Raw genomic sequence first — 25,830 nt, forward strand, 5'->3', positions numbered from 1 at the left:
GGCAGAACCTATTCAGGCAGTGGCAGCGCCTTTCTGTCCAGTTTGCCGCTGCCGGTCTTGGGCAGGGCATCCAGCAGAATGAGCCGCGCCGGCACCATGTAGTGCGGCAGCGTGGCCTGCAGCCCCTTGCGCAGGGCGAGGCGATTGAGGGTCACCCCGACCTTGGCCTCCACATAGCCCACCAGCATGGCCTCGTCCCCCTCGCCAAAGAGGCGCACCGCCGCCTCCTGCACCCCGGTTTGACGGCGAAGGCCCGCCTCCACCTCCCCCAGTTCGATGCGAAAACCGCGCAGCTTGACCTGATCGTCGCGCCGTCCCAGGTAGAGGAAGCGATCCGCCCCCAGTCGGCGCACCCGATCGCCGGTGCGATAGAGGCGATGGGCATCAACCCGCAGGAAGGCCGCCGCCGTCAATCCAGGCTTGCGCCAGTAGCCTTCACACAGGGCCGGGCTCTCGATGCAAAGCTCGCCGCACTCCCCCTCTGCGACCTGCTGCCCCGTCTCGTCCAGCACCCAGTGGCGGTAGCCGGGCAGGCTGTGGCTGATGGTGATCTGCCCCTCCGCTGGCGGCCAGCGCACCTCGCTCACCAGCGACCAGACGGTGGCCTCGGTCGGCCCGTAGCAGTTCCACAGCCGCTGGGTGCGGGCACAGAGCTGCTCGGCCAATCCCGAGTCCAGCGCCTCGCCGCCACACAGGGCGATGAGGCGCTCGCGCCCCTGCCAGCCAGCTTTGAGCAGCATGCGCCAGCAGGCCGGGGTGGCCTGCAGCCAGTTGATGGAAGGATCCGCCTCGAGCAGCGCCATCATTCCCAGCGGATCCTTGTTGTGCTCGCCGCCGGCCACCGTCAAGCGGCCCCCGCCCCAGAGCGGCCCCAGCATCTCCAGCAAGGAAATATCGAAGGCCGGGGTGGTGATAAAGAGCCAATGGCAGTTAGGTGAGAGCCCGAGCCGCTCGCGGATCCCGTCGAGGAAGCAGAGCAGGGCCCGCCGGCTGATGACCACCCCCTTGGGCTCGCCGGTAGAGCCCGAGGTGAACATCATGTAGGCCGTCAGCGCATCGTCCACCTTGGGCCACTGCACAGCCGCAGTCCCCGCGTGACCGAGACCAGCGAGGGAGCGCAGCGGACAGCCGAAGGTCGGCACCTCCCGATCTCCATCGCAGATCACCGCCGAGAGCCGGGCCTGACGGGCGATCCCCTGCAGCCGCTCGACCGGAAAGTCCGGCTCAAGGGGCACGAAGGTGAGACCGAGCCGCAGGCAGGCCAGCAGGCTGGCCACCAGATCGGGGCTGCGGGAGAGATAGAGGCCGACCCGCTCCCCCACCGCCAGCCCCTGCAGGCGGGCGGCGATCTGACCGACCCGCAGGCTGAGCTCGCCATAGTTGAGCCAGGCGCCGGGGCCGGCCTCGCCCGTGCCGTGCTCACTCATGCCTTGCTCACTCATACCGACCCCGCCCATGCCGATGGCGGGGGCCAGCGGGGTGGCGGCGAGGCAATCGGCCAGGCGCGAGCCCAGGGTCTGTTCGGTTGCCAGCCCGCCTTGCGGAGGGCTCAACTCCCGATGGGCTTTCGGTTTGACGGGAGCCTGGTCAATCTGGGTCAGAACCGTCATAGCACCTCCTCGGGCAGTCGCACCAGCCAGTGCTGATAGAGCTGGCAGGGGGATGAATGGGCCTTGAGATCCCGCAGGGTGAGCGGCGCACGCTCGCCGGCGAAGGCGGCATTGAGGGCCGCCAGCAGGGCGAGCTGCTGCACCGAATCCACCCCGAGTTCACACAGGGTCTGCTGCCAGACGCCGGGCACGCCGCACTGGCGCTCCCACAGGGCCACCAGCGGACGGGCCGCGGGCGGGCAGGACTCAGCGACTGGCGCCGCGACGCGCACGGCCACTGGGGCAGGCAGGCTCATCTCGTCGGGTCTGGCCGGCAGCGCAAGGCTCGCCCCCGCCAGCCAGCCGAGTTCGGCCAGCCAGGCGGCCAGCACGGCTTCTGCCTTCGCCATGGGGATCAGATCCCCGTCGAACTCGAGGCGCAGATTGAGCCGGCCGCCGCGGGCGTTCACCACCAGGGAGAGCGGCAGTTCCACCTTCTCCACCACGGCGCCAAAGCGCGGCACCAGCTGATGGGGCTCTGGCTCCTCCGGCAGCGCCGGCACAGGGTAGTTCTCGAACACGAACAGGCTCTGGAACAGGCGAGCCCTGCCTTGCGTCAGCGCCGCGAGCGACTGGGTGCCGTGCTCATTGAGTGCCATCGAGTCCGACTGCAGCCTGCCTATATGCTCGGCCAGGGTCGCCTCGGTGCGCCAATCCAGGATGAGCGGCAGGCTGTTGATATAGAGGCCGACGCTCTGGGTGATCCCCTCGATGGGGAAATCCCGGCCCGGCGTCACGTTGCCCACCAGGGTGATGTCGTCGCCACAGCGGCGGGCCAGCAACCGATGCCAGGCGTATTGGGCCAGCAAGCCCGTGGTCACCCCCAGCTCGCGGGCGCGAGCCTCCAGTTGAGCCGACACCTGCGGCGCCAGGGTCTGGCCGCACACCGCAGGCCTGTGCTGCGTCAACTGCGGCTCCAGCGCCACCCCGAACAGGCGGGAGAGATCGTTGGGTCGGGCCAGCAACTCGGCGCGCCCCTGCCAGTAGGCCTCGCTGGCGCGGGCTTGGCTCGCGATATGGCGGCCAAATGCGAGCCAGGCCCCATCCGCTTCGGCTTGCGGCAGCAGGCCGTTCATCAGGGCTTGGTAGCAGCGATGCAGGGAGCCCAGCAGCACTGGGCCGCTCCAGCCATCCAGCACGCCATGGTGGGCGCTGAAGATGACCTTGTGGTGATCGGGCGCCAGTTTGAAGCAGGCGACCCGCAACAAGGGAGCCTGATCAAGCGGGATCGGGCGGGCCAGATCCTGCTGGCGATAGGCCGAGATGCGCGCCTCGGCCTGCTCATCCCCCACCAGATCCTGATGATGGAACGGCAGCTCGGCATGGCGCAGGATGCGCTGCAGCGCCACCCCATCCGCCAGCACCAGCTCGCTGCGCAGGGCCGGCCAGCGGGCGATCTGCGCCTGCCAGGCCTGGCGGTAGACAGCCAGGTCCAGTGGCTGGCGATACTCCATCTCGGTCTGCAGGTGGTAAGCCGTGTCACGAGGCGCCAGCGCCCTGTGATAGAGCATGCTCTGCTGCAGCGAGGTCATGGGCAGCAGTGTCTCCACCTCGCGCCCGCTCAGCACCCGATCGAGCGCCGCTTGCGAGAGGCCAAGCCCCGGGAAGTCGCTCGGGGTGTGGCGCGGGGCGCTCACCTCACAACAGTGATCCACCAGGGCACGCAGGTTGGCCGCCAATCTCACCATCAGGGCATCGCTCCCTTGCTGGTTGAGGGCGCCGACCTGACGCAGGGTGAGGCAGCCGTCATAGACGCCCCCGTGCAGGCTGATGAGCTCCCGCGGCAGGTTGTCCGGTGAGGAGGGTGCCCCCGGCGCCATGGGCAGGGGCTGCCAGGGCTGATCTGCAACGCCCTGATGGCTGACCCCCAGGTAGTTGAAGACGATGAGGGCTTCGGGCAGCTCCCAACCACGGGGGTGGTGCAGACGCAGGGCGTTGAAACCCACCCCCTTGTCCGGCACGGCCCGCAACCGCTCCTTGGTGGTGCACACCAGCACATCCCACTCCGGCTCATCGGCCAGCGCCAGTGGATAGGCGCTGGTGAACCAGCCCAGGGTGCGGCTCACGTCGAGCTCAGCATCGATGGCCTCACGGCCGTGCCCTTCCAGCATCACGCAGTGGCGTGCGCCATAACCCAGCTCGCTCAGGGTGCGAGTCAGGGCGGCCAGCAGCAGGTCGGGCACCCGGGTGAAGAAGGCCTGGTTGGCCGGATCGATCAAGCGGGCCGTGGTCTCCTTGTCCAATTGCAGCAGGCTGGCGGCGGCGCGGCCATCCTCGGCGCGCTGCGCTTCCAGCAGTCCTCGCTGGTTGCCCTCCCCCTGGGCCAGCCAGAACGCCAGCTGATCCTCTTCGCGCAGGGCATAGGCGGCCAGCCCTTCGCCCCACTGGCGATAGCTGCTGCCCTTGGCGGGCAGGGGTTCGCCCCTGCTCACCCGGGCGAGATCCTCGGCCAGAATGCGCCAGGAGACGGCATCGATGACCAGATGGTGGCAGGCGAGGAAGAGCCCCTCCACAGGATCGGCCTCACCCTCTATGGCCAGGTTGCGCAGGCGGGCCCAGGCCAGGGTGTGGCCGCTGGCGGGATCGAGATCCCCCTGCAGCTCGGTCAGGCGGGCCTGCAGTTCAGCACCGCCGAGTGTTCCTGCATCCAGGGTCGGCAAGGGCGGCAGCGCCAGCTCGGCCAGATAGCGCTGACCGGCCGGGGTGACCGCGAGGCGTAGGGCGTCATGATGCTGGCGCAGAGTGGTCAGCCAGCCGGCCAGGGTGTCATCATCCACCCCGGCGGGCAGGCGCAATATCACCCCCTGATTCCAGTGGCCGGGCTTGGCGAAGCCCTGCTCGAAGAACCAGTGCTGTATGGGATGGAGCGGGAAGTCGCCGACCAGGTTGCCCTGTTCGGTCTGGTGGCTGACCGCCTGCTGCTGGCCGAGCTGGCGGCAGAGGCGGCGCACCGTCTTGGCTTCGAACACGTCCTTGACGCTGCAGTGCAGCCCCGCATCCCGCAACCGGGTGGTGAGCTGGATGCTGAGGATGGAGTCACCCCCCAAGCGGAAGAAGTCATCCTCCACCCCGAGGGGCTGCTTGAGCACCCCCTGCCAGATGGCGAGCACGGTTTGCTCCAGCTCACTCTGTGGCTCGGCCTTGCTCTCCTGCCAGTCAATGGCAGGCAGGCGGCGCAGGTCCAGCTTGCCGTTGGGGGTGAGCGGCATCTCGGTGAGCCAACAGAGCTTCACCGGCACCATATATTCGGGCAGACATTCGCCGGCCCGTTGCAGCAGGGCCTCGGCGTCCGGCTCGCTCTCCCCCGCATGCAGGCAGGCGTACGCCAGCAGACGACCCTCCTGCACCACCACCTTGATCTGGCGGATGGCCGGGCACAGCGCGGCGACTTGCGTCTCTATCTCGCCGGGCTCGATGCGATAGCCGCGCAGCTTGATCTGCTCGTCAAGCCTGCCCAGATATTGGACCTTGCCGTCGCGGCGCAGCAGGGCCCGATCACCGGTGCGGTAGAGGCGACAAGTACGACCCGCCAAGGCGAGCTCGATAAAGGCCTCTTGAGTACGATCAGGCAGATTGAGGTAGCCGCGGGCCAGGCCGAGGCCGGCCAGGCAGAGCTCGCCCGGCACTCCCACGGGGCAGAGGTTGCCCCCCTCGTCCAGGATCAGCGCCTTCAGGTTGCTGATGGGCTGGCCTATGGTGATGGGCTGACCCGGCACGAGCCGCGCGCAGAGCGCAGTGACTGTGCACTCGGTCGGGCCGTACATGTTGTAGAGCGCCACCCGCGCCCCCCAGCGATCCACCAGGCTGCTCGGGCAGGCTTCGCCACCAAAGCCGATGGCCTTGAGGGAGCCGAGATCCGTCGGGGGCAGCAGGTTCGCGAGCAGGGCGGTCGGCAAAATCATGTGGCTGGCGCCCCGCGCGATCGCGGCACTGATCACCCCCTCCCCCGGCTCGCCAAAGTGCAGGGCCGCGCCGCAGTAGAGCGGCAGCAAGGTGGTCATGTTGCCCGCATCAAACGACAGGGACATGCAGTTGAACATGGCGCCATCCTGATCAAGGGCGATGCGATCTGCATGATCCGCCATCAGGTTGACCAGGCTGCCCTGCTCCACCATGACTCCCTTGGGCAGGCCGGTGCTGCCGGAGGTGTAGATGATCTGGGCCAGCATAGCGGCGTCCCGGGGGATGGCGGGAGCGCTGGTTGGCAGCCCATCCAGCGCCAGCCGATGCAGGTTGTGGTAACCGGCATCTGTGCCCTTGATGGCCTCGGCGAGCCGGGCATCCGGCTCTCCCCCCAGCACCAGCGCAATGCTGGCGTCACTCAGGATATGGGCCAGCCGCTCGGCGGGATAGGCGGGATCGAGCGGCACATAGGCCGCCCCCGCCTTCCAGCAGGCGAGCAGGGCGATGACGAAGGCCACATCGCGTCTGGCCTGGATGCCGATGGCGGCGCCCGGGGTGACGCCGCAGGATTGCAGCCAATGGGCCAGCCGGTTGGCTCGGGCCTCCAGCTCGCCATAACTCAGGGCACCCTCGCCGTCACTCACCGCCAGCGCGCCTGGGAACTGCCCGGTCCGCTGCTCGATATGGCAGAGCAGGGTCTCCCGGCTCGGGTAGTCCCGCGGCAGGTCGGCGAGCTCGGCGGCCAGCGCCGTCTGGTCTGTGCCCGCCTCCAGCGGCAGTTGCCAGATATCGGTGTCGGGGGCGGCCACCACGGCGCGCATCAGGTGCAGCAGGCGATCGGCGTAAGCCTGGATGGTCTCTCGCTCGAACAGGGCGGTGGCAAACAGCCAGTCTACCCTGACGGAATCCATCAGCTCGGTCACCTTGACCGAGATGTCGGTCTTGGCGGGCAGCACAGGGGAGGTCTCCTCCACCAGCTGGCAGCCGGGGATGAGATCGTTGAAATCCACCTTGGCCTGATAGACCAGCATGATCTGGAAGATGGGGTTGATGGCGGTGGTGCGATCGGCGCCTATGGCCTCGGCCAGCGCCTCGAAACGGTAGAGCTGGTGATCGAAGGCCGCCAGATCCTCCTCCCGGCACTGCTGCAGGTAGTCGACAAAGCTGGGGCGACCGTCGAGCCGGGTGCGCAGCACCAGCGTATTGACGAAGAAGCCCACCAGAGACTCTATCTCATGGCGCTCGCGGTAGGCGAGCGGCGTGCCTATGACAACTTCCTTCTCCCCGCTCTGGCGCACCATCAGCAGGGCGAACAGGGCGTGCAGGCCGATGAAGTTGGAGGTGTTGTGGCGCTGGCACAGCCGCTTGAAGCTCTCCCACAGGGCGTTGTCTATGGTGGAGAAGACCAGCTCGCCGCCGCTGGCCTGATGGGCCGGGCGCGGCTTGTCGAGCGGCAGGCCGTGTACCTCGGGGCTGCCACCGAGCCGGTCGACCCAGAACGGTTTGAACTCGGCGTGATAATCCAGAAAACGCGGCGAGTTGAACCAGTGGGCATAGTCGAGGTAGGTGAGCGGCAACTCGGGCACACGCAAGGGCGCACGGTTCTGATGAGCCAGGAAGGCACGCTTCAAGTCGGCAAACATATTCTTGACCGACCAGCCGTCGGAGATGATGTGGTGCTGGGTGATCAGCAGCACGTGCTCGCACTCGCCGAGGCGAATAAGGTGCACCCGGCTCAGATCCCCCTGGGTCAGGGAGAAGGGGCGGCCTATCTCTTCGCGCACTCGCCTGGCCACATAGGCTTCACGCTCGGCTTCGGGCTCTGCGCTCACATCCTCTATATGCAGCTTGAAGGGCGCGTGGGGCAGTATCTCCTGCGCCCCCCTGCCCGCCTCGTCCTTGACGAAACGGGTGCGCATGCTGGGGTGGCGGGCAAAGAGGTGGTCGAAGGCAAACTCCAGCGCCGCCGTGTCCAGCTCTCCCTTGACGCGAAAATAGACCGGCATGTTGTAGAGGTGGGAGGCCTCCTCGTACTGCTCGATAAACCAGAGCCCGCTCTGGGACGACGAGAGCGGCCCCTGCAGGGCGCCCTCGGCGACGATAGGCGCCTCGAAGGCGGCGCGGGCCGCCAGACAGCGCACCAGCTCGTCCTTGTGCGCCTTGATTTGGGCGCCGATGGCGGGGGTCACCGCCTCCTTGCTCGACTGGGAGATGAGCTGGCCCTTGTCGTTCAAGGCCAGCTTGACTCCCTGGCGCTCCAGCTGCTGGAGCAACGCAATCATGTTGTTCATAAGTTATCTCAGCCTCTTGGATCAGGCGCTCAGGGTGGCGCCGCCGTCGACAACCAGATCCTGCAGCGTGATATGGCTGGCCAGGCTCGAGGCCAGGAAGAGGACGGTATTAGCGATCTCACGGGGGGTGGCGATCTTGTTCAGTGGGATGCCGAGTTTAAACTGATCCGGCAGCCCTTTGATCGTGCGGGCCATGGCTCCTTCATCGGGCAACATGCCGCGCAGCATCTCGGTATCCGTCGAGCCAGGCGACACCAGGTTGACCCGCACCCCGAAGGGGGCCAGCTCCAGCCCCACCGTCTGGGTCAGGCTGGTGACCGCCGCCTTGGAGGCGCAGTAGGCAGCCATCTGCATGCGCGGCACATGGGCCGCGTTGGAGCCTATGGTGACGATGGCACCGTGCTGCTGCGCCTTGAAATGGGGCACCAGGGCCCGCAGCAGGTAGAAGACGCCGCTGGCGTTGACCGTCATGCAGTCATCCCAGTCGGTATCGCTCAGGGTCTCGGTGGGGCCGAGGCGCAAGACCCCGGCCCCGTTCACCAGCACATCCAGCCCGCCGTCCGCCAGCAGTCCCTCGCAGCAGGCATTGACCGCCCCTGAGTCGCGAATGTCGAGCAACCGGGTGGTGAAGGGATAATCCGCATGGGGGAAGGCCTGATCCAGCCCGATCACCTCGGCGCCGGCGGCCACGAACTGCTGCGCCACCTCAAACCCTATGCCACGTCCGGCCCCGGTTACCCAGACCCGCTTGCCAGTGAAATCAAACGCCATTTTTTGCTGCTCCTTCGTCATCTTGCCCATCACCAGACCATCTCCACGCTCTCTTCATCCTCGGTCAGCTTGCCATCGAGGAAACGGCAGAACTCATCCAGACGGGGATGATCGAAGACATCGGAGACCTTGACCTGTACCCCGAACTCGGCGCCGAGCCGGTTCACTATCTGTATGGTCTGCAGGGACTGGCCCCCCAGCTCGAAGAAGTTGTCAGCGGGCGCCATGGTGGCCAGCCCCAGGATCTGTTGCCAGATGGCGCCGACCCTGTTCTCGGTCTCGCTGCCCAGCGTCAGGGCTTCCCCCCCCGCCTGGTACTGAGCCAGCAGGGCCTTGCGATCCAGCTTGTTGGAGCCGGTGCGGGGCAACTGGTCATAGTGGCGATAGTCCGTGGGGATCATGGCGGCAGGCAGCACCTTGGCGAGCTGCGCCTTGATGACCCGGCTGTCGCGCTCGGACCCGGCCACGAAGGCCACCAGCCGGCGCACGCTGCCGATGCTCACCCCCTGCACGCAGGCCTCGTCCACCCCGGGCAGGGCCAGCAACTGGGCCTCCACCTCGCCGGGCTGGATCCGGTAGCCGCTGATCTTGAATTCGTTGTCGCGCCGGCCCAGATAGACCAGACGACCGGCCACCCAGCGCACTCTATCGCCGGTGCGATAGACGGGCAGCTCCTGCGCGCCGACCCTCAGGGTACCGAAACCGCCCTGTGCACTCTGCACATTCGCGCTCTGCGCGCTGCCCACATAACCGTTGGCGAGCTGCGGGCCGAGCAGCACCAGCTCCCCCTCCTCGGCGGGTTGCTCCCCCGCCCCCAGGATCAGTGCCTGCATGCCGGGCAGCGGCAGACCTATGGGCAGCTGGGCCTGAGTCGGGTCTTCCCCTTGCAACTCCTGAGTGGTGACCACGACAGTGGTCTCGGTGGGGCCGTAGGTGTTGAAGAGGCGCACATCAGTGCGGCCCTGACGCTGCCACTGGGCCAGTTGCTCGGGGTAGACGGCCTCGCCGCCTATGATGACGGTAGCCAGATTGGCCGGGATATGGGCCTGGCCCGCGCCGAGGGACACCACCCACTCGTTCCAGAAGGCGGTGGGCAGATCGAGATGGGTGATCCCCAGCGCCTCCACCCCGGCCACGAAGGCGGGAATGGATTCGAGCAGGGCGTCGGTGCGCAGCACCAGAGTCGCACCGGCGCTCAGGGTGGCGAACACCTCTTCGATGCTGGCGTCGAAATTGAAGGGGGCGAATTGCAGCATCCGCGCCCCCTCATCCAGGTGATAGCGGCAGCGGGCGGCGGCGGCAAAGTGATCCAGCGCCCCGTGACTGACCGCCACCCCCTTGGGAAGACCGGTCGAGCCGGAGGTGAACATCAGGTAGGCGACGGCGCGACCGGCGGCCGGCTGGTTGAGCCGATCGTCGCTCACCAGATCCCCCGCCAGGAGAGTACGACCTTCAAACAGGCTGGCCAGCTTGTGGCGATATTCCGCCTGGGTGATCAGGGTCTTGACCTCCCCCAGCCGCAGTATGTGGCCCTGACGTTCCAGCGGCTGCTCGGGGTCTAGCGGCACATAGACGGCGCCCGCCAGGAGTACAGCCAGTTGGGCGAAGATGGCCTGGGGGGTGCGGGCCAGCATGACGCCGACTCTATCTCCCGGCTGCACACCGGACGCCTGCAGGGCCGCCGCCATCTGCTCGCAGCGAGTCAGCAGCGCCTCGTAGCTGACACTCACCTCCCCTTGTATCAAGGCAATCTTGTGCGGGGTCTGGGCGGCGAAGTGGCAGAGCGCATCCAGCACAGGGCGCACCTTGATCACTTCATGGTCAGGGCCAGTGATCAGCGCAGCCAGCCGCTGCTCGGCCAGCCAGTCGGCCTTGAGGCTTCCCAGAGTCAGGGTGGGCTCGGCCAGCCAGCGGCCCAGCAGGGCGAACAGGGTATCGGCGATGGCCGCCAGATCGGCCTGCTGGTAGCAACCGGGGTTGGCGTCCAGATCCAGTCTGGGCTGACCGTCGGCGCCGACTTGCACCTCTATGGTGAGATCCTCCACAGGGCCGGCACTGATGTTGAGAATATGGGCACTGAGGGGGCCAAACCGGCGGGCATGATCGAACGGCATGATATTGACCAGTGGGCCGAACAGGCGCTTGTCGCCCCCCACCAGACCAAGGTCTCGGCGCAGCAGTTCGTAGCGGTAGTGCTGGTGTTTGCGCACCCCGCGCTTGGCCTTGGCCACGGCGCCGGCTGCTCCCGCCAGATCCAGTTCTTCACCAAGCGCGAGAGCCAGGGGGGTGATGTTCATCTGCATGCAGGGCACGGTCAGGGAGGCCGAACCGATGCGGTTCATCATCATCAGGCCAAGCAGGGTCTTTTCCTGACCGCTGGCAAGGGACAACTGGGCCGAGAGGCCGGCCAGCAGCAGATCGGGCCAACCCAACTTGTGCTCGTCGGCAAAGCCGGTCAGCGCCTGCCACAGCGCCGCCGGCAGCGGGCGGCTCTCGCGAATAAACTCGGCGGCGATGGGGGCGCGGGCCTCGCCAAAGGATTTCACCTCGGGCCAGCCTTGCAACTGCTCCTGCCAGAAGGTGCGGGCGGCGGCGTTCTTGCCGCTATCCTCGCGGGCCAGCTCTTCGGCCAGCACCTCGTCCAGCAGGCCAAACGGCGATGGCGACGGCACTGCCCCTGCCAGCCCTTCGCCATAGAGTTCGGCGATGCGCTGGAACAGCAAGGTGGTGCCAAAGCCATCCAGCGCTATGTGGTGCACGCAGCTGTAGAGGTAATCCCGGCCGGGGCCGCGCAGCAGGGCGAAGCGGCAGGGGGCTTCTTTGGTCAACTCGAACGGACGGCGCAGATCGGCCCAGGCCCAGCCGCGGGCGGCGGCCTCGTCGTCACTCGCCAGGTTCACCTCGCCATAGGCGAGCTGTGCCTCGTCCGAAACGAAGCAGACCGCCTCCCCATCCTCTTCGAAGTGGCCCTTGAGCGCCTCGCACTCACCCACAGCCCGGATGAGCGCGGCCACCAGCACGGCCGCGTCGACCTTGCCATCGAAGGCGATGCACTCGGCGGTGTTGAACATCGCCTTGTCGTCGTTGAGCAGATGACCGGACCAGAGCCCCTGCTGGGGTATGGTCAAGGGGAAGCGGCTCATTGCACCACCTCCAGGGTGTTTTGCTCGGCCAGCTTCTTCTCGATCAGGCGCCACCAGCCGTTGAGGGTCGGCAGCTTGGCCAAGTCCACGAAGCCGAGCTCCACCCCGGCGGCGCGCCATTCGGTGAGCAGGGACATGATGCGCACCGAATCCAGGCCGTAGTCGATGAGGTTCTCGTCGGGATCAAACTCCCCCTCGTCCTCGTCGATATGGCTCAGCAGCCGCGCCTTGAGCCCCTCGTAGGTCAGCAATGGATTGGTCAGCAACGGATTGCTCTGGGTGGCAGAGGTGGAAGCCGGGGCAATGGCCAGCACCTCCTCGCAGGGGATCACCTTGCCGCAGCGGGTCGCCACGTAGTCCAGCGCCATCTGGTGGTCGGCCAGGGAAAAGTCCGCCACCCCGTCCGCCAGGAAGAAGGGCTGAATGTCACGCATGAAGGCGTCGCAGGCGGTCATCATGCAGCCGATATGGCCGTAGATGCCGCCTATGATGAGCTGATCCCGTCCCAGCGCTTTGAGCATCTGCTCGAGCTCGGAGCGCTGGAAGGCGCTGTAGCGCCACTTGACCAACACAATATCGTCCCGCTCTGGGCAGAGTGCTGCCACCACCTGCTGCAGCTCGGGCCGCTTGTTGAGCCCCGGGCCCCACATGTCGTTGAGCAGGGCGCGATCTTCGGGGGATTGATCCTTGGGCTGGGCGGTGTAGAAGACCGGGATGCCGAGTGCCTTGCACTGCTTGCGCACGGCGGCCAGGCGCTCGGTGAGATCCGCGATCAGCGGGCTGTTTTCGCCATAGAAGGCGGTGAAGTACTCCTGCATGTCGTGGATCAGCAGGGCGGCGCGTTTGGGATCCAGAGACCAGTTGACCTTGTTGGCCTTCCACTGGCTGGGCATGGCGTAATTGTTCAGGGTTGGGATAGCCATAACGTCATGATTCCTTTTTAGTTTTATGCTGTTGTCAGGGACTGGTTGGCGGCGATGGCGTGCGCAATGCGCGCCCGCAGCCCCTGCTTGTCAATCTTGCCCACCGCCGTCATCGGCAGGGCGTCCAGGGTTTCGAAACGGTCGGGCAGCTTGAAGTCCGCCACCCCGCGCTCGCGCAGAAACTTGCGCAAGGCCAGCGGCTTCAAGGCGGGATCCGTGCTGACGATGAAGGCGCAGCTCTTTTCCCCCATGGCGCTATCGGGCATGGAGACCAGGGCCGCCTGGGTGATGGCCGGGTGGTGCAGCAGCTGGTTTTCCACCTCTTCCGCCGCTATCTTCTCGCCGCCCCGGTTGATCTGATCCTTCTGCCGCCCGACCACGGTGAGGTAACCATCGGCATCCTGTACCACCAGATCGCCGGAGCAGTAGAAGCCCTCGGCATCGAACACCCGGGCGTTGTGGGCCGGGCTCTGGTAGTAACCGCGGAAGGTGTAGGGGCCGCGGGTGTGCAGGGCGCCAGGCTCGCCGGGAGCGACCGGATTGCCCGCCTCATCAAGGATGCGCACCTCGTCGTCCGGGCTCATGGGGCGGCCCTGGGTGTGGATTATCTTGTCATCGCTATCGTCCAGCCGGGTGTAGTTGACCAGGCCTTCGGCCATGCCAAACACCTGTTGCAGCCGGCAGCCGAGCAGCGGGGTGATCTTGCGCGCCACCGCCTCGGCCAGCTTGGCGCCGCCCACCTGCAGCAAGGCCAGGCTCTCGAGCTGGCGGCGCACGGACGGGTCCGCCTCGGCCGCCTGCAACCAGAGGGAGACCGCCGGCGGCACCAGAGAGCAGAGGTTGACGCCGTGGCGGGCTATCAGCGGGAAGCAGCTCATGGGGCCGGGATCCGGCGCCAGCACCACGGCGCCGCCCGCCTCGAACACCCCCAGGGCACCCGGGGAGCTCAGGGGGAAGTTGTGAGGCGCCGGCAGGGCGCACAGATAGCGGGTGTGGGGCCCCAATTCACAGATCTCATTGCTGCGGCGCACGCTGTAGAGATAGTCGTCGTGAGTACGGGGAATGAGCTTGGGAGTGCCTGTGCTGCCGCCGGAGAGCTGGAAGAAGGCCACCTCGTCCGCCGGGCTAGGGCCATAGTTCAGGGGCGCCGTGCCCATGTCATCTCGCGCCCCTAGCCAGTGGGCCAGACCCAGTTCGCCCGCTTCGCCATCCAGCAACACCAGCTCGGCACCTATGCCTCGCAGCAGGTCACTGTGGCGATCCCCGTTGGCAAACAGCGGATGGGCGAGCGAGCCGATAAAGAGGCGGGGTATGATCTGCTCGGCATAAGAGAGGAGCTCCAGCCGGTTGTGACTAAAGAGCGCATTGACCGGCGCTATGCCGACTTTGAGCAGGGCGAAGAACACCAGATAGAATTCGGCCACGTTGGGCAGTTGCACCAGGGCGGTATCCCCCACCCCCAGGCCATGGCGGGCGAGCCGCCCGGCCAGTCGGCTCGAGGCCGCGTCCAGCTCGCGATAACTGAAGCGGCGCTCGCCGCAGAGGATGGCATCGGCATCCGGCGCCACTTCGCACTGGCGCGCCAGCATGGCGGTCAAGGGTTCACCGCGCCAATAGCCCTTGGCTCGGTATTGATCCGCCAGCTCTGCGGGCCAGCGGGTATAGGGCAGGAAGCGGTTGGGCTGAGTCATTGTGCCACCTCCGGACTCAGGCCCAGGGCTTTGAGCATGGTGCCGAGCTTGGTGCCGGTCTCGGCCCACTCCATGGCGGGATCCGAGCCTGCCACTATGCCGGCGCCGGCAAACAGCTCCACCTGATGGCCATCGAGCACGCCGCAGCGGATCACCACGGCCCACTCGCCATTGCCCTGACTGTCGCACCAGCCGACGATGCCGCTGAACAGGGCGCGCCGGAAGGGCTCCTGCTCGAGGATGAACTGGCGCGCCAGCTCTGTGGGGTAACCACATAGGGCCGGGGTCGGATGCAGCTGGCAGGCCAGGGAAAGCACAGAAGCCTGACCCGGATGCAGCTGGCCGGCGATGGGCGTGCCCAGATGCCAGAGGGTATCCGTGCTCATCAGGGTGGGATTGGCGGGAATGGCCAGCTCGCGGCAGTGCGGTGTCAGCACCCGGCGGATCTCGTCGATCACCAAACGGTGTTCATGCTGATCCTTGCGGGAGGCCAGCAGATCCCGGGCCACCTGCCGGTCCTGCGCCGGCTCGCCGCCGCGCTTGGCAGAGCCCGCCAGCGGGTGGGTGAACACCTCGCCCCCGCTGACCCGCAACAGCAGCTCGGGGCTGGCGCCGAGCAGGCGGCGATCTTGCCCGAGCGGCAGGGAGAAGTGGAAGGCATGGGGATTCTGGCTCATCAGCCGGGCCAGCACCTGCTCGGGATCGGCGGGTTTGTGCAGCGTGAGGATCAGCTTGCGCGACAGCACTACCTTGGCGAGGTGACCCTGGGCGAAGGCATCCAGCGCCGAGCTGACCGATGTCTTGAACTCGGCCGCCGCCGGCGTGCTCTGCACCGAGATGACCCGGTTGGCCTCGGCGGCACGCTCCGCCGCGGGCGCTCGCTCTCCCCGCTCATAACTGCCGGGCACATAGAGGCAGGAGGCGTCGGCCGGGTCGAAGGCGAAGGCACCGATCAGCAGCGGATTGGCTTGCCCTGCAGCCTCGGCCGCCGCCAGCGCCCTGGCTATCTGTCGCTCCAGCAAGGGCCATTCGCAGGCGGGGGTGGTGATAGGCTGGCCCAGATCGTAGGCGCTGATCGTGCCCTGACCTGAGGTAAACAAGAAATCGGGCGGAGACGCAGCCTGGGCAGGTGCGCTATTTTCCATCACAAGAGTATCCACGTTACACCCTCAAACATGATTCAAAATGATAATGATTATCAATTTGTATTTGTGCGGCGGTAAAATACTCGCTTTGAAATCACCCGGTCAATGGGATTTTTATATCGATAAAACTGGAACTTATCTGTGGATATTGGGCAAACCGCGCCACTGGCGGCCTGCCATGCCAGGCACCGAAAGGGTTACTCGTATGAAGACACAGCCCACACCCCATATGAGGCTGCGACAAAAACGGCAGCTGTGTACCCAGACTGGCAGCCAGGGGCATTTCCCCCTAAGATGGCGCCATCTTTCTGGTCACTTATCTCAACTCACGGAACTGTCGATGTTAAAGCACCTGCTTCTGCTCCCCCTCAGCCTGCTGCTGGCAGCCTGTTCGCTCACCCAGTACAACGTCAGCGAAGGCGAAATCAACCAATACCTCAAAGAGAGGGTCGCCTTCGAGAAACAGCTGGGGATCCCCGGCATCATGTCGAGCAAGATCCGCCTGGACGAGATGCAGAGCCGCATCGGCCGCGCCCGCGCCGATCGGGTCGAGCTGGATGCTGCCGGTGATCTGCAGGTCAGCAGCCCCCTTGGCAGCCAGCAGATGAAGATCCGCTTCTCCCTCAGCGCCCGCCCCGACTATGTGGCCGAACAGGGCGCCATCTACCTGCGCGATCTCGAGCTCATCTCGGTCAAGACGGAGCCGGCCGACGTGGGCGCCGCCCTCACCCCCCTGCTGCCCACCTTCAACCAGTCGCTCTCGCTGTTCCTCTCCCAGACCCCCGTCTATCGGCTGGATGGCAGTCGCAAGAACGAAGCCAGGATCAAGGAGAAGGTCGAGGCGCTCAAGGTGGAACCGGGCCGACTGGTCATCCCCTTCAAGCTGCTGTGACCCTCAGGCCACGCCCCTCTCGGAGCGCGGCTTTTCTCTTCTCAAGCCCATCGCCTTGGTACATAATGCACACCATTCTCATTTAGATTCATGAGAAGCGTCATAATAAAATCAAACATATGGTGAGAAGGGACATGAGAAAAACCGTACTGGTACAGGCGATCGCCTGCGCACTGCTCAGTGGCGCCGTACAGGCTGCCGTCAAGGTGGAAGACAAGACATTCAACACCGCCGCCAACATGCTGGCCTATACCGAATTCGAGCTCTCCGGCGAGCCGCTGGCCGAAGCGCTGGGGCTGGATCTGGATGTGCTGGATGCCAACCGCGCCGATGAGCCGACTCCGTTCGACTTCGCCGCCGGCATCGAATCCTATGAATACTCCGAAGAGGCCATGTACGCGCTGAACTATCAGTCCGGCATGGGCCCCCATCTGGTGAACGGTCCGCAAAACCTGGCCCGCGGCGGCACCCTGGCCGACCTCGGCAAGCGGGTGCTGGCCATGGCCGAGGCCGTCGGCTTCCCGGCCGATGAAGTGCCGCAAGGCATGTATCCCCTCTCCCTGCCCTACGCCTCCGCCAATCCGGAGTTTGCACAAGCGGTGAACACCACCCCGGTCAACGGCGATCAGATCACCATCAAGACCGCCAAGGGCACAGAGAAAACCGTCAAGACCCAGGTACCGGCCTACTTTCGCGACTACGCCACCCTGCGCTGGAGCGGAGCCGACAACCTGCTGAACCCGGCAGCCGTGGGCGGCATACTGCTCAAAGAGGTGATGTGGTCCCAGGACTTCCTCGGCGGCATGCACGTGGCCGAGAGCGATGAAGAAGTGGAAGCCGCGTCGTCCACCATGGATCAGGACGGCAAGCACAAGCTGGGCGTCTCTGCCGCCGACGGCTTCAACGGCATGATGCTGACCGAACAGTCCATCGACAAGCTGGCCATCATGCAGGGCCAGCTCGGTTTCGATGGCAAGCAGCTGGGTGCCAAAATCACACCGCAATACGATCCATCCAAGGGTATCGTCTACTTCCCCCATCAGGTGAAAGTGACCGAAACCAGCAAGAATGACGTGGGCGCCATCGGCAAACTGGAGGTGGTGGACGGCTCAGCCCAGCTGCGCGACGCCTGGATGATGCTGTGGCCGCTCTCCGAGTTCTACGCCTTCAGCGATCAACGCACGGCCAACACCAACCAGAACCCGGCCTTCCACGCCGTGTTTGACGGTGCCCCGTTTGCCGCCGCCCCGGCCGCCAACACCCAGGGTCAGAGCGCCAAGCAGGTGGTCGGCGACGACGCCTTCTCCCTGGCCCTGAACCTCTCCGGCATGGTGTTCAAGAACCTCAACGCCCTGCACTTCGAACCCAAGGCCGGCACTTTGGTCGACAGCTGGCAGGCAGGCAAACAGGGCAAGCACGTCACCACCTTCGACGCCGCTTACGCCCTGGTCGCCCTGCAGATCTTCCAGCGTGCCCAGGATGCACTGCCGGTCGGCTACGCCGCCGGTGACAACGGCGAGCTGAACCTGAAAACCGCACAAGGCCAGCAGGCACTGGTGCTCATTCGCCAGCAGGCCGACTTCATCCTCGGCAAGCTCAAGGGCAAGAACGGTCTGGTGCATGACGGTTTGACCCTGGGTGGCAAGCTGGATGCCGGTCAGTCCATCGACGCGCAATTTGCCGCCGTGCGGGGTCTGACGGCCGCCTTCCTGGCGACCTCGGATGCCAAGTACCGCACTGCCGCGCGCGAGCTCTTCATCGCCGCCGACAAGGCCTACTTCAATACCAAGGCCGGCACCTGGCTCACGGCCAAGCAGGGCGAATACACCCCCTGGACCCAGGCCGCCATCTCGGGCGCCCTGCGCTCCGCCATGCTGAACCTGCGCAACGAAGGAGGCGAGAAAGCCCCCGCGCTGGAACTGGCCCAGCTGACCCAGCGCTACGTGAGCTGGTTCCGTGCCACGGTCAACGGCGGCATGCAGATGGCCGAGTGGATCGGCGACTCCGGTGAGAACGTCATCGAAGGAGCCGGTGGCGACACGGACGAAGACGGCGTGCCGCAAGTCACCGCCGCCGGTGGCAAACATGGCACCGCCATGGTGATGGCCGCCAAGACCATTGTCAGCGAGAAATAAGTCAGCGGATAAATCCAACGACACACCATAAAGAAAGGGAGCCGATTCGGCTCCCTTTGCATTACAACGTCTGACACAGTTTCACGCTTCTCTCTCACGCCAGCTTGGCCAGCATCTCCTTGGTCACCAGCACGATCCCCTGTTCGGAGCGATAGAAGCGGCGGCTATCCTCGTCCGCGTTCTCCCCCACCACCAGTCCATCGGGCAGCACGCAGCCCTTGTCCACCACCACCCGGCGCAGACGACAGCCGGCACCTATCTCGACCCCGGGGAATATGATGGCCTGATCCAGGGTGCAGAAGGAGTGCACCCGCACATGGGTAAACAGCACAGAGTTGAGCACGAAGGAGCCGCTGACGATGGATCCCCCCGCGAACATGGAGTTGATGGTCATGCCGTGCTGACCGTTTCTGTCCTGCACGAACTTGGCGGGCGGCGTCATGGTCTGGCTGGTCCAGATGGGCCAGTTTTCGTCATAGATGTCGAGCTCGGGCACCACGGAGGCGAGATCCATGTTGGCTTCCCAGAACGAATCCAGGGTCCCCACATCGCGCCAGTAGGGTTTCTGCCCCTCCTTGGCACCGACACAGGACATGGTGAAGGGATGGGCAAAGGCCTTGCCCTCTCCCACGATGCGCGGGATCACGTCCATGCCGAAGTCGTGCTTGGACTCCTGATTGTGGATGTCCTCTTCCAGCAGCTGATAGAGGTACTCCGCCTCGAAGATGTAGATGCCCATGGAGGCCAGGGATCTGTCCTCATGGCCCGGCATGGCCGGCGGGTTGGCCGGTTTTTCGACGAAGGCGCGGATCTTGCGCTGCTCGTCTATGTCCATGACCCCGAAGGCAGAGGCCTCCGCCCGTGGCACCTCGATACAGGCCACCGTCACCTTGGCACCGAGACGCACGTGATCAAGCAGCATGGCGGCGTAATCCATCTTGTAGATGTGATCCCCTGCCAGCACCACTATGTATTTGGGGCCGTAGTCGCGAATGATGTCGACGTTCTGATAGATGGCATCGGCGGTGCCGCGATACCAGTGCACCTCGTCCACCCGTTGCTGGGCGGGCAGCAGGTCGATGAATTCGTTCATCTGGTAGCGCAGGAAGGACCAGCCCGATTGCAGGTGGCGCAACAGACTGTGGGACTTGTACTGGGTCACCACCCCCACCCGGCGAATGCCCGAGTTGATGCAGTTGGAGAGCACGAAGTCGATGATGCGGAACTTGCCGCCGAAATGGACGGCAGGCTTGGCGCGGTTGTCCGTCAACTGCTTCAGGCGGCTGCCCCGTCCCCCCGCGAGCACCAAGGCCATACTCTGATTCAATAGTTGCCGTGCTTTGGCAGTATTTACGGGTTCTAACAACATGATTTACCTCTGCCTTGTTTGATCTATTTTCAACCCATCTTCGCCTTTTTAAGTGCCCATGAAAGTGGTTTCACTCACATTTAACCGATTTCAATTGGCCCTTTTCCAGGAGTTGAGCGGGATCCCATGCTTTACACCCCGAGCTTGGTTAGAATTTCAACATCACACGCATCATCAAGGATGACAAGATGTTGAACAAGCTCGGGAGTAACCTGTTACTGATCGCAGCCGTCACCTGTGCTCCTCTGCTGTTGTTACAAGGTATCTGGCTCGCCGTACAGGCAACCCCCTTCACCCTGGTCCTCATCGTCGGCACTACCCTGCTCGGCTTTGGCCTGCTGTTCATGCTGGCCCATCGCACCCGCAACGCTGAGCGTGAACAGCAGGAACAAGTCTGGCTCAAGGCACTGCGACTGCGCGATCCCGCCTGTCTGGAGAGCCCGGCAGCCCAGGAGGCATTGCAACAACTGCTGACCCGGTTCAATGAAGCCGAGCTCGACGCCCACCGTCAGATCAGCGAGCTGCACAATCAGGCCACCCAAGATGAGCTGACCCAGTTGCAGAACCGCCACGCGTTTCGGCGCGACATGACGGAGCTGCTGCAGCGGGATCAGGATACCCAGACCGCCACCCTGGTGCTGATCCGCGCCACCGAACTTGGCAAGCTCAACGCCCAGCGCGGCTTCCAGTCGGGGGACGCCTACATCAAGGATATCGCCAATCTCATCACCCGGGTGGTCAGCCGCTTCCCGGGTCATCAGGTCTATCGCATCTCGGGGGCCGACTTCGCCGTGCTGGTGCAGCCGGTGGCCAACATACCGCCGCCCCTGCTCGGCCGGGATCTGAAAATCGCCTTCGATCACTATCAACAACAACACGAGCTGGAGAGCGCCGCCTACTCGGGGCTGACGCGCCTGAGCAGCGGGCAGAAGATAGAGGCCATACTGGCGCGGGCGGATCTGGCGCTGGCTCGCGCCCAGACAGAAACGGTCAACGGCTGGGCCATTCAACAGGACGATGACGTGGTGGAACTGCAGGGCCAGCACCACTGGAAGCTGGTGCTCAATGATCTGCTGGAGCAGGAGCGCATCAGCTTTACCTATCAGCCGATCCAGCCCATGCACCGCAGCATGCTGGCCTACAACGAGATCTACACCCGCTTCAGCGGCGCCGATGGCACAGTGCTGCCGACCGACACCCTGTTTGCCATGGCCCAGCGACTGGACATGGTGATGCGGCTGGAGCAGATGCTGGTCATCAACGTCATGCGGCAGTACCGGGCATTTGGCTCCAACCAGAGTCGCTGGGGCATCAGCCTCTCCAGCAACCTGTTGCAAAACAGCGCCTTCCTGATCTGGCTCGACCGGCAATTGCTCAAGGATCCCAACACCAGCGCCAACCTGGTGTTCGAGCTGGATGAGGAGCATCTGGAGCGCAACATGACGGGGGCCAAGCGGGTGTTCGAGCTGCTCAGGCGCAACGGCAGTCGCTCCGCCATCTGCAACTTCGGCAAGGGGATAGGGTCGTTCAACCTGTTTCGCGAGCTCAAGCCCGACTACATCAAGCTGGATCCCGCCCTGATCACGGGGCTGGAGCAGGATCTGACCAATCAGCAGTTCGTGCGGATGATAGTGGACGTATCACATCGCATGGGCTGCCAGGTGATAGCGGAGGGGGTGGAGCAACTTGGCCAGAAACAGCTGCTGCAGGGCATGTATGTGGACGGCTTGCAGGGCTATCTCATCGCCAAGCCCCAGCAGTTGCGGCCGGATATCAGCCAGCTTGGCCTATTTACTGAGGACGCTTCAACTTCAGCAGAGTCAGAATGATGTCGTTGAGCTGGCGATAACGTTCCAGCTCCTTCTGATCGTAACGGGTCGCCAGTGTGGTGGGATTGTGGCGATTCTTGAGGTAGCGGTTGATCTGCAGGCGGTTGAAACCCGCCACCTGATAGATCTGGCCCAGCAGGGCATTGAGCTCTTCGTGTTCGAAGCCGGCTCTGGCGAGGTAGTCGCTCTGGGCCGGGCTCTCCAGCTGGCTGCTCTGCTTGGCGATGCGGCCTGTCTCCTGCAGATAGGCGAGCCACTGTTCGAGATAAAGCGGCTTGCTGCCCGCCAGCAGATTGAAGAAACCCACCGCATCGCAGCGGCACTCGGTCAACAGCAGCACGGCCAGTTGATCGTCATCACAGCTGAAGGTGACTGGGCCTGTCTGCCCCCAGTCCAGCGCCTGGACCCGGATCTCGGCGCGCTCCCCTGCAATGCCGGTTACGTCGAATACAAACATGGCTCCTCCCGCTCGGCAAAAGGTTGATGATGGACCATACCCCCCGCAGGTGCAAAGCCAAATCGCCTTTTCATTCAGTATTCTGCAAGCTGGCCATAAAAAAACCGACATCCTCGCGGATATCGGTTCTTCAGGCATCCGATGGCCGTGGCCATCAATGCAGAACGGTTCAGGCGTCCAGTTCGACCAGTGCCTTGGCCAGCTCTATGGGTTCGAGCTCCTGGCCTTCCAGATCGGCATTCCAGTTCGGGCCGATCAGCACATCGTCCTCGTCCAGATCGTTGATCCAGATGTCGAGGAACTCTTCCAGCTCGATCACTTCCGGCTCGTAGTCGGCCCACTCGTCCACGCAATGCAGGCGGGCATCTACCTCGGCGGACCAGAGCGGCATCACATCGGCATCTTCAAATTCGGCAGAGCGGCAGACGACCCAGTCTTCACCATAACGCAAGCCCCACACCTGACCCGACTCGCGGACTTCTTCGATGAACAGTTGGAAATTGGCGTCAAGATTGTCAGTTAACTTACTCATGGGGCTCTCTCTTTATCGGGTGCTGCGGCCACTGCAGTGCCGAGTGGCAATGCGGTGGCCAAATGGTGTCGCAAAAGTGACATGGACTCAAGCATCTTGGGGTTATTCGCACAAAAAACTGCCCAATGCCGTGTTTTGCCTGATAAAACGCCTCCCGAAGGAGGCGTTTGCCATGGTCGGGATCAACGCTCCCAGTAAACCTCTTCCAGGCTGTCTTCCTTCTCGGGCAGACCGCGAGAGAGGCGCGGGCTGCTCTGGGCCAGCACCTCATAGCTGACCCGGTTGGCATACTTGCACACCTGGGCCAGGGAGGAGTAGGTGAGGAACTCGGACATGTGCTTGGCGGAGTTCGGCACATTCATGCGGTGATAGGCATTGGCCACCATGTCGTGCAGCACGGCAGACAGCGCGCCATCCCCTGCCCCGTTGGTGTTCTTGATCTTCTCCGGGCCACCCATGTAAGGGGAGATGTGGGAGTAGATGCGGGCAGGCTTGCGGCACTTGGCGCGGGCCATGGGGCGGCTGAACTCATACATGTTGAACTCGGGGATGACACCGGGCAGCAGGGTATGGGTGGTCTCGCGCTTGTAATCTTCTTCGGTGTAGCTCGCCATGTAGAGGCCGATGGGGCCGGCGGTGCAGAGCACCATGTCGGCCCAGTCCAGCGCCTTGTCGGCAGCGCCGAGGGGATCGGCGATGCCGGTCAAAGCCTCGGCCTCATCTTCATTCATCGCCAGCACAGTCACGTTCTCGGCGATGAAGTCGCGCCACCACTGGGGATTGTCGGCAATGACGAAGCGGGTACCCAGGGTCAGCACCACAGGCACGCCGGCCTCGCGAGCGTAACGCACGGCGGCCATGGCGGCCTCTTTCATGGGATCGCCATCGTCACCGCGCACCAGATAGGCGGTGATCACCAGGGCGGAAGCCCCCTTGATCACCTCTTCCGGCACATGGTGCACATCCAGCTGGTTCATCTTGCCGGCGTTGATGCCAAAGCTGCGCTCGCCGCACTCTGTGATGAAGGTGAAGCAGCGACCGACCGGGCCGTCTACCGGCTGCAGGTAATCGAGGTTGACGCGGGAAGAGGTGTTGCACAGATAGCGGTAGGCGTAGCTGCCGATGCGGATGTCCTGGCTCATGACACCGAGCAGGATGGAGTGGGAGTCCGCCAGCACCGAATAGTTGTGCATGGTGTTGCCTATGGTGCCACCGGCAAACTCGCTCACCACCATGTTGTTGGTCTTGAGCTCTTCGTAGACCCGTTCGGCCACGTCGTCACTGATCACCACAGAGTGGCCCTTGCTCAGGCCATAACGGTTCAGGAAGTCCTCATCCACATGGGCTTCGATGTCCACCAGGGTCTGATCGATTCCCACCACATAGGCTTTGCCAAGTTCGGTAAGCAGGGGATTTTGCGGGATCAGGGGATCGCGCCTGTCGACCGGGAAGTAGTGTTTGGACTTGCGCTGACCGGGAAATTTCATGGCAATGTTCTGTGCTCTGGGGGAAAGAGGGGCGGGATTTTAACACAATCCGCCGCGCCGAAAAGTCGCCTGATTAAAATATGGCGTCAGTATAGACAAGGGCTGCAGAGGAAAACGTTTATCCCGCTCCTATAAAAAAACCACCTCGCCGGGAGGTGGTTTTTTCAGTCAGCCACGATGAGGAAATCAGCCGAACGAGAGCCCCTGCACCAGGGCCAGCACGGAGAAGAGGCCGAGGGACAGCCAGAAGAACAGGGTACCAAACAGCCTGGGCTTGTTCGGCGCCCTGGGGATCTGGATGCCGATGGCGTGCAGGATTCGCCCCACCAGCAGGAGCGCACCGCCGAGGTGCAGCCAGAGGGCACCGACCCCCGCCAGTTCACACAGGGCCATCAGCAGCAGGGTGAGCGGCACGTACTCGGCGAAATTGCCGTGGGCGCGGATCGCGGAGCGCATCTCGGGCGCCTCCCCTTCCCCTATCATCACCTTGAACTGGGCACGGCGCTTGACCACCCAGAAGGAGAGCAAGAGGAACAGCAGCCCCAAGAGGCCGGCGTAAATCAGGGTGATATGCATCATGAAGACAATCCTTATCGTTGAACGTTGAAACCCGGGTGGTCACGCCAGCTCGCGGCAGATCAGCGACACCATCATGCGGATATGGGCCTGATCGCTGTTGAGCGCCGGAATGTAATGGAACTGCTCGCCACCCGCCTCGGTAAAGAGGTGGCGGTTCTCGACCTGGATCTCCTCCAGAGTCTCGAGGCAGTCGGCGGAAAACGCCGGGCAGATCACATCGAGTCGCTTGATCCCCTGCCCCGCCAGCGCCGTGATGGTGGCATCGGTATAAGGCTTGAGCCACTCCTGCTTGCCGAAGCGGGACTGGAAACTGGCGCTCCACTGCTCGGGCGCAAGACCCAGGGCCTCGGCCAGCAGGGTCGCGGTGCGCCGGCACTGATGACCATAGGGATCACCCTCGTCTTCGCTGCGTTGGGGGATGCCGTGGAACGACATCAGCAGATGCTCACCCTGGCCCTGCTGCTCCCACTGGCGGCGCACGCTCATGGCCAGCGCCTGTATGTATTCGGGGTGATTGTGATAGTCGCGGATGAGCCGCATCACCGGCAGGTGGCGCTCGTTTTTCATCACCCGCGCCCAGCCGTCGAACACCGCGGCCGTGGTGCTGGCGGCATATTGGGGATAGAGCGGCAACAGTATCACCCGGTTGACCCCCTGCGCCTTGAGCGCCTGCCAACCGTCGGCCAGTGACGGCTTGCCATAGGTCATGGCGAGCACCACGGGCACATCCACCCCTTCGCGCTTGAGCTCCTGCTCGAGGGCATCGCGCTGACGCTGGCTGATGGCCATCAGCGGCGATCCCTGCTCGGTCCAGATCTGCTGGTAGAGCTTGGACACCCTGGGGGCACGCAGTGGCAATATGACGAAGTTGAGCAGGGGGGACCACAACAGGCGAGGTATCTCGACCACCCGCGGATCCTGTAGGAACTGGCTGAGGAAGGCCTTGACGGCGGAGGTGGTCGGCGCCGCTGGCGTCCCCAGATTGACGAGCAAGATCCCGGTTTTGGTGGTCACGTTAGCTTCCTGTCATGCTG

The 25,830-nt window shown here is 64.3% G+C and carries 16 protein-coding genes; 3 read left to right on the top strand and 13 right to left on the bottom strand.

Annotated features, from left to right (window positions below; all coding sequences use genetic code 11):
- Positions 1-8 precede the first annotated feature (8 nt).
- The 7 genes from ACM3N8_RS02190 to ACM3N8_RS02220 are packed head-to-tail and all read right to left on the bottom strand — an operon-like array spanning position 9 to position 15,531.
- Positions 9-1,610: an amino acid adenylation domain-containing protein gene (locus ACM3N8_RS02190; protein WP_290016758.1), complete on the bottom strand. Its 1,602-nt coding sequence runs from the start codon at positions 1,608-1,610 to the stop codon at positions 9-11.
- Entirely contained in the window at positions 1,607-7,843 is a 6,237-nt protein-coding gene (amoG, locus tag ACM3N8_RS02195; protein WP_416015386.1) for an amonabactin biosynthesis non-ribosomal peptide synthetase AmoG, read from the bottom strand. Before amoG ends, ACM3N8_RS02190 begins: the two co-directional genes overlap by 4 nt.
- A gap of 21 nt (positions 7,844-7,864) precedes the next feature.
- Complete coding sequence (gene dhbA, locus ACM3N8_RS02200; RefSeq protein ID WP_103472460.1) at positions 7,865-8,614, bottom strand: 2,3-dihydro-2,3-dihydroxybenzoate dehydrogenase; 750 nt, start codon at positions 8,612-8,614, stop codon at positions 7,865-7,867.
- A 29-nt stretch (positions 8,615-8,643) separates the two neighbouring features.
- Positions 8,644-11,757 (bottom strand): amonabactin biosynthesis non-ribosomal peptide synthetase AmoF, encoded by a 3,114-nt coding sequence (amoF, locus tag ACM3N8_RS02205; protein ID WP_290016762.1) that lies wholly within the window; start codon positions 11,755-11,757, stop codon positions 8,644-8,646.
- Positions 11,754-12,680, bottom strand: coding sequence for an amonabactin biosynthesis bifunctional protein AmoB (amoB, locus tag ACM3N8_RS02210; protein ID WP_290016763.1), 927 nt, complete (start codon positions 12,678-12,680; stop codon positions 11,754-11,756). Before amoB ends, amoF begins: the two co-directional genes overlap by 4 nt.
- A gap of 23 nt (positions 12,681-12,703) precedes the next feature.
- Positions 12,704-14,371: a (2,3-dihydroxybenzoyl)adenylate synthase gene (locus ACM3N8_RS02215; RefSeq protein ID WP_290016764.1), complete on the bottom strand. Its 1,668-nt coding sequence runs from the start codon at positions 14,369-14,371 to the stop codon at positions 12,704-12,706.
- Positions 14,368-15,531 (bottom strand): isochorismate synthase MenF, encoded by a 1,164-nt coding sequence (locus ACM3N8_RS02220; RefSeq protein ID WP_290016765.1) that lies wholly within the window; start codon positions 15,529-15,531, stop codon positions 14,368-14,370. The genes ACM3N8_RS02215 and ACM3N8_RS02220 overlap by 4 nt, the downstream gene beginning before the upstream one ends.
- Before the next feature lie 325 nt (positions 15,532-15,856).
- On the opposite strand from ACM3N8_RS02220, the gene ACM3N8_RS02225 reads away from it, so the two are divergent.
- Complete coding sequence (locus ACM3N8_RS02225) at positions 15,857-16,408, top strand: lipoprotein (protein WP_043138398.1); 552 nt, start codon at positions 15,857-15,859, stop codon at positions 16,406-16,408.
- Between the two features lie 134 nt (positions 16,409-16,542).
- Positions 16,543-18,543, top strand: a complete 2,001-nt coding sequence (locus ACM3N8_RS02230) for a hypothetical protein (protein WP_416015387.1) — start codon at positions 16,543-16,545, stop codon at positions 18,541-18,543.
- Positions 18,544-18,637: 94 nt separating this feature from the next.
- Here the strand turns inward: ACM3N8_RS02230 and glgC are convergent, their stop codons facing one another.
- Positions 18,638-19,912: a glucose-1-phosphate adenylyltransferase gene (gene glgC, locus ACM3N8_RS02235; RefSeq protein ID WP_043555434.1), complete on the bottom strand. Its 1,275-nt coding sequence runs from the start codon at positions 19,910-19,912 to the stop codon at positions 18,638-18,640.
- Between the two features lie 188 nt (positions 19,913-20,100).
- Between glgC and ACM3N8_RS02240 the strand changes: the two genes are divergently transcribed.
- Entirely contained in the window at positions 20,101-21,741 is a 1,641-nt protein-coding gene (locus ACM3N8_RS02240) for an EAL domain-containing protein (RefSeq protein ID WP_416015388.1), read from the top strand.
- Here ACM3N8_RS02240 and ACM3N8_RS02245 read toward each other — a convergent pair.
- From ACM3N8_RS02245 to hemH, 5 genes are all read right to left on the bottom strand, one after another.
- The gene (locus tag ACM3N8_RS02245) at positions 21,704-22,198 is read right to left on the bottom strand and encodes a hypothetical protein (RefSeq protein ID WP_043138390.1); all 495 of its coding nucleotides are present in this window, start codon (positions 22,196-22,198) and stop codon (positions 21,704-21,706) included. The two genes, ACM3N8_RS02240 and ACM3N8_RS02245, sit on opposite strands and share 38 nt — an antisense overlap.
- Before the next feature lie 169 nt (positions 22,199-22,367).
- Positions 22,368-22,730, bottom strand: a complete 363-nt coding sequence (locus tag ACM3N8_RS02250; RefSeq protein ID WP_042034251.1) for a DUF2750 domain-containing protein — start codon at positions 22,728-22,730, stop codon at positions 22,368-22,370.
- Positions 22,731-22,912: 182 nt separating this feature from the next.
- The gene (locus ACM3N8_RS02255) at positions 22,913-24,217 is read right to left on the bottom strand and encodes an inosine/guanosine kinase (protein ID WP_043138387.1); all 1,305 of its coding nucleotides are present in this window, start codon (positions 24,215-24,217) and stop codon (positions 22,913-22,915) included.
- 186 nt (positions 24,218-24,403) lie between these two features.
- Positions 24,404-24,796: an MAPEG family protein gene (locus tag ACM3N8_RS02260; RefSeq protein ID WP_290016771.1), complete on the bottom strand. Its 393-nt coding sequence runs from the start codon at positions 24,794-24,796 to the stop codon at positions 24,404-24,406.
- A 39-nt stretch (positions 24,797-24,835) separates the two neighbouring features.
- Positions 24,836-25,810, bottom strand: coding sequence for a ferrochelatase (hemH, locus tag ACM3N8_RS02265; RefSeq protein ID WP_043555430.1), 975 nt, complete (start codon positions 25,808-25,810; stop codon positions 24,836-24,838).
- Positions 25,811-25,830 lie beyond the last annotated feature (20 nt).

This window comes from Aeromonas sp. A04 (assembly GCF_047780465.1).
Taxonomy (GTDB): Bacteria; Pseudomonadota; Gammaproteobacteria; order Enterobacterales; family Aeromonadaceae; genus Aeromonas; species Aeromonas bestiarum.

Coding starts and splice junctions, on each gene's coding strand:
- ACM3N8_RS02230 (WP_416015387.1), top strand. CDS start 16,543: ATGAGAAAAACCGTACTGGTACAGGCGATCGCCTGCGCACTGCTCAGT.
- amoB (WP_290016763.1), bottom strand. CDS start 12,680: ATGGCTATCCCAACCCTGAACAATTACGCCATGCCCAGCCAGTGGAAG.
- ACM3N8_RS02240 (WP_416015388.1), top strand. CDS start 20,101: ATGTTGAACAAGCTCGGGAGTAACCTGTTACTGATCGCAGCCGTCACC.
- ACM3N8_RS02215 (WP_290016764.1), bottom strand. CDS start 14,371: ATGACTCAGCCCAACCGCTTCCTGCCCTATACCCGCTGGCCCGCAGAG.
- amoF (WP_290016762.1), bottom strand. CDS start 11,757: ATGAGCCGCTTCCCCTTGACCATACCCCAGCAGGGGCTCTGGTCCGGT.
- ACM3N8_RS02250 (WP_042034251.1), bottom strand. CDS start 22,730: ATGAGTAAGTTAACTGACAATCTTGACGCCAATTTCCAACTGTTCATC.
- amoG (WP_416015386.1), bottom strand. CDS start 7,843: ATGAACAACATGATTGCGTTGCTCCAGCAGCTGGAGCGCCAGGGAGTC.
- ACM3N8_RS02245 (WP_043138390.1), bottom strand. CDS start 22,198: ATGTTTGTATTCGACGTAACCGGCATTGCAGGGGAGCGCGCCGAGATC.
- ACM3N8_RS02260 (WP_290016771.1), bottom strand. CDS start 24,796: ATGATGCATATCACCCTGATTTACGCCGGCCTCTTGGGGCTGCTGTTC.
- ACM3N8_RS02255 (WP_043138387.1), bottom strand. CDS start 24,217: ATGAAATTTCCCGGTCAGCGCAAGTCCAAACACTACTTCCCGGTCGAC.
- glgC (WP_043555434.1), bottom strand. CDS start 19,912: ATGTTGTTAGAACCCGTAAATACTGCCAAAGCACGGCAACTATTGAAT.
- ACM3N8_RS02225 (WP_043138398.1), top strand. CDS start 15,857: ATGTTAAAGCACCTGCTTCTGCTCCCCCTCAGCCTGCTGCTGGCAGCC.
- dhbA (WP_103472460.1), bottom strand. CDS start 8,614: ATGGCGTTTGATTTCACTGGCAAGCGGGTCTGGGTAACCGGGGCCGGA.
- ACM3N8_RS02190 (WP_290016758.1), bottom strand. CDS start 1,610: ATGACGGTTCTGACCCAGATTGACCAGGCTCCCGTCAAACCGAAAGCC.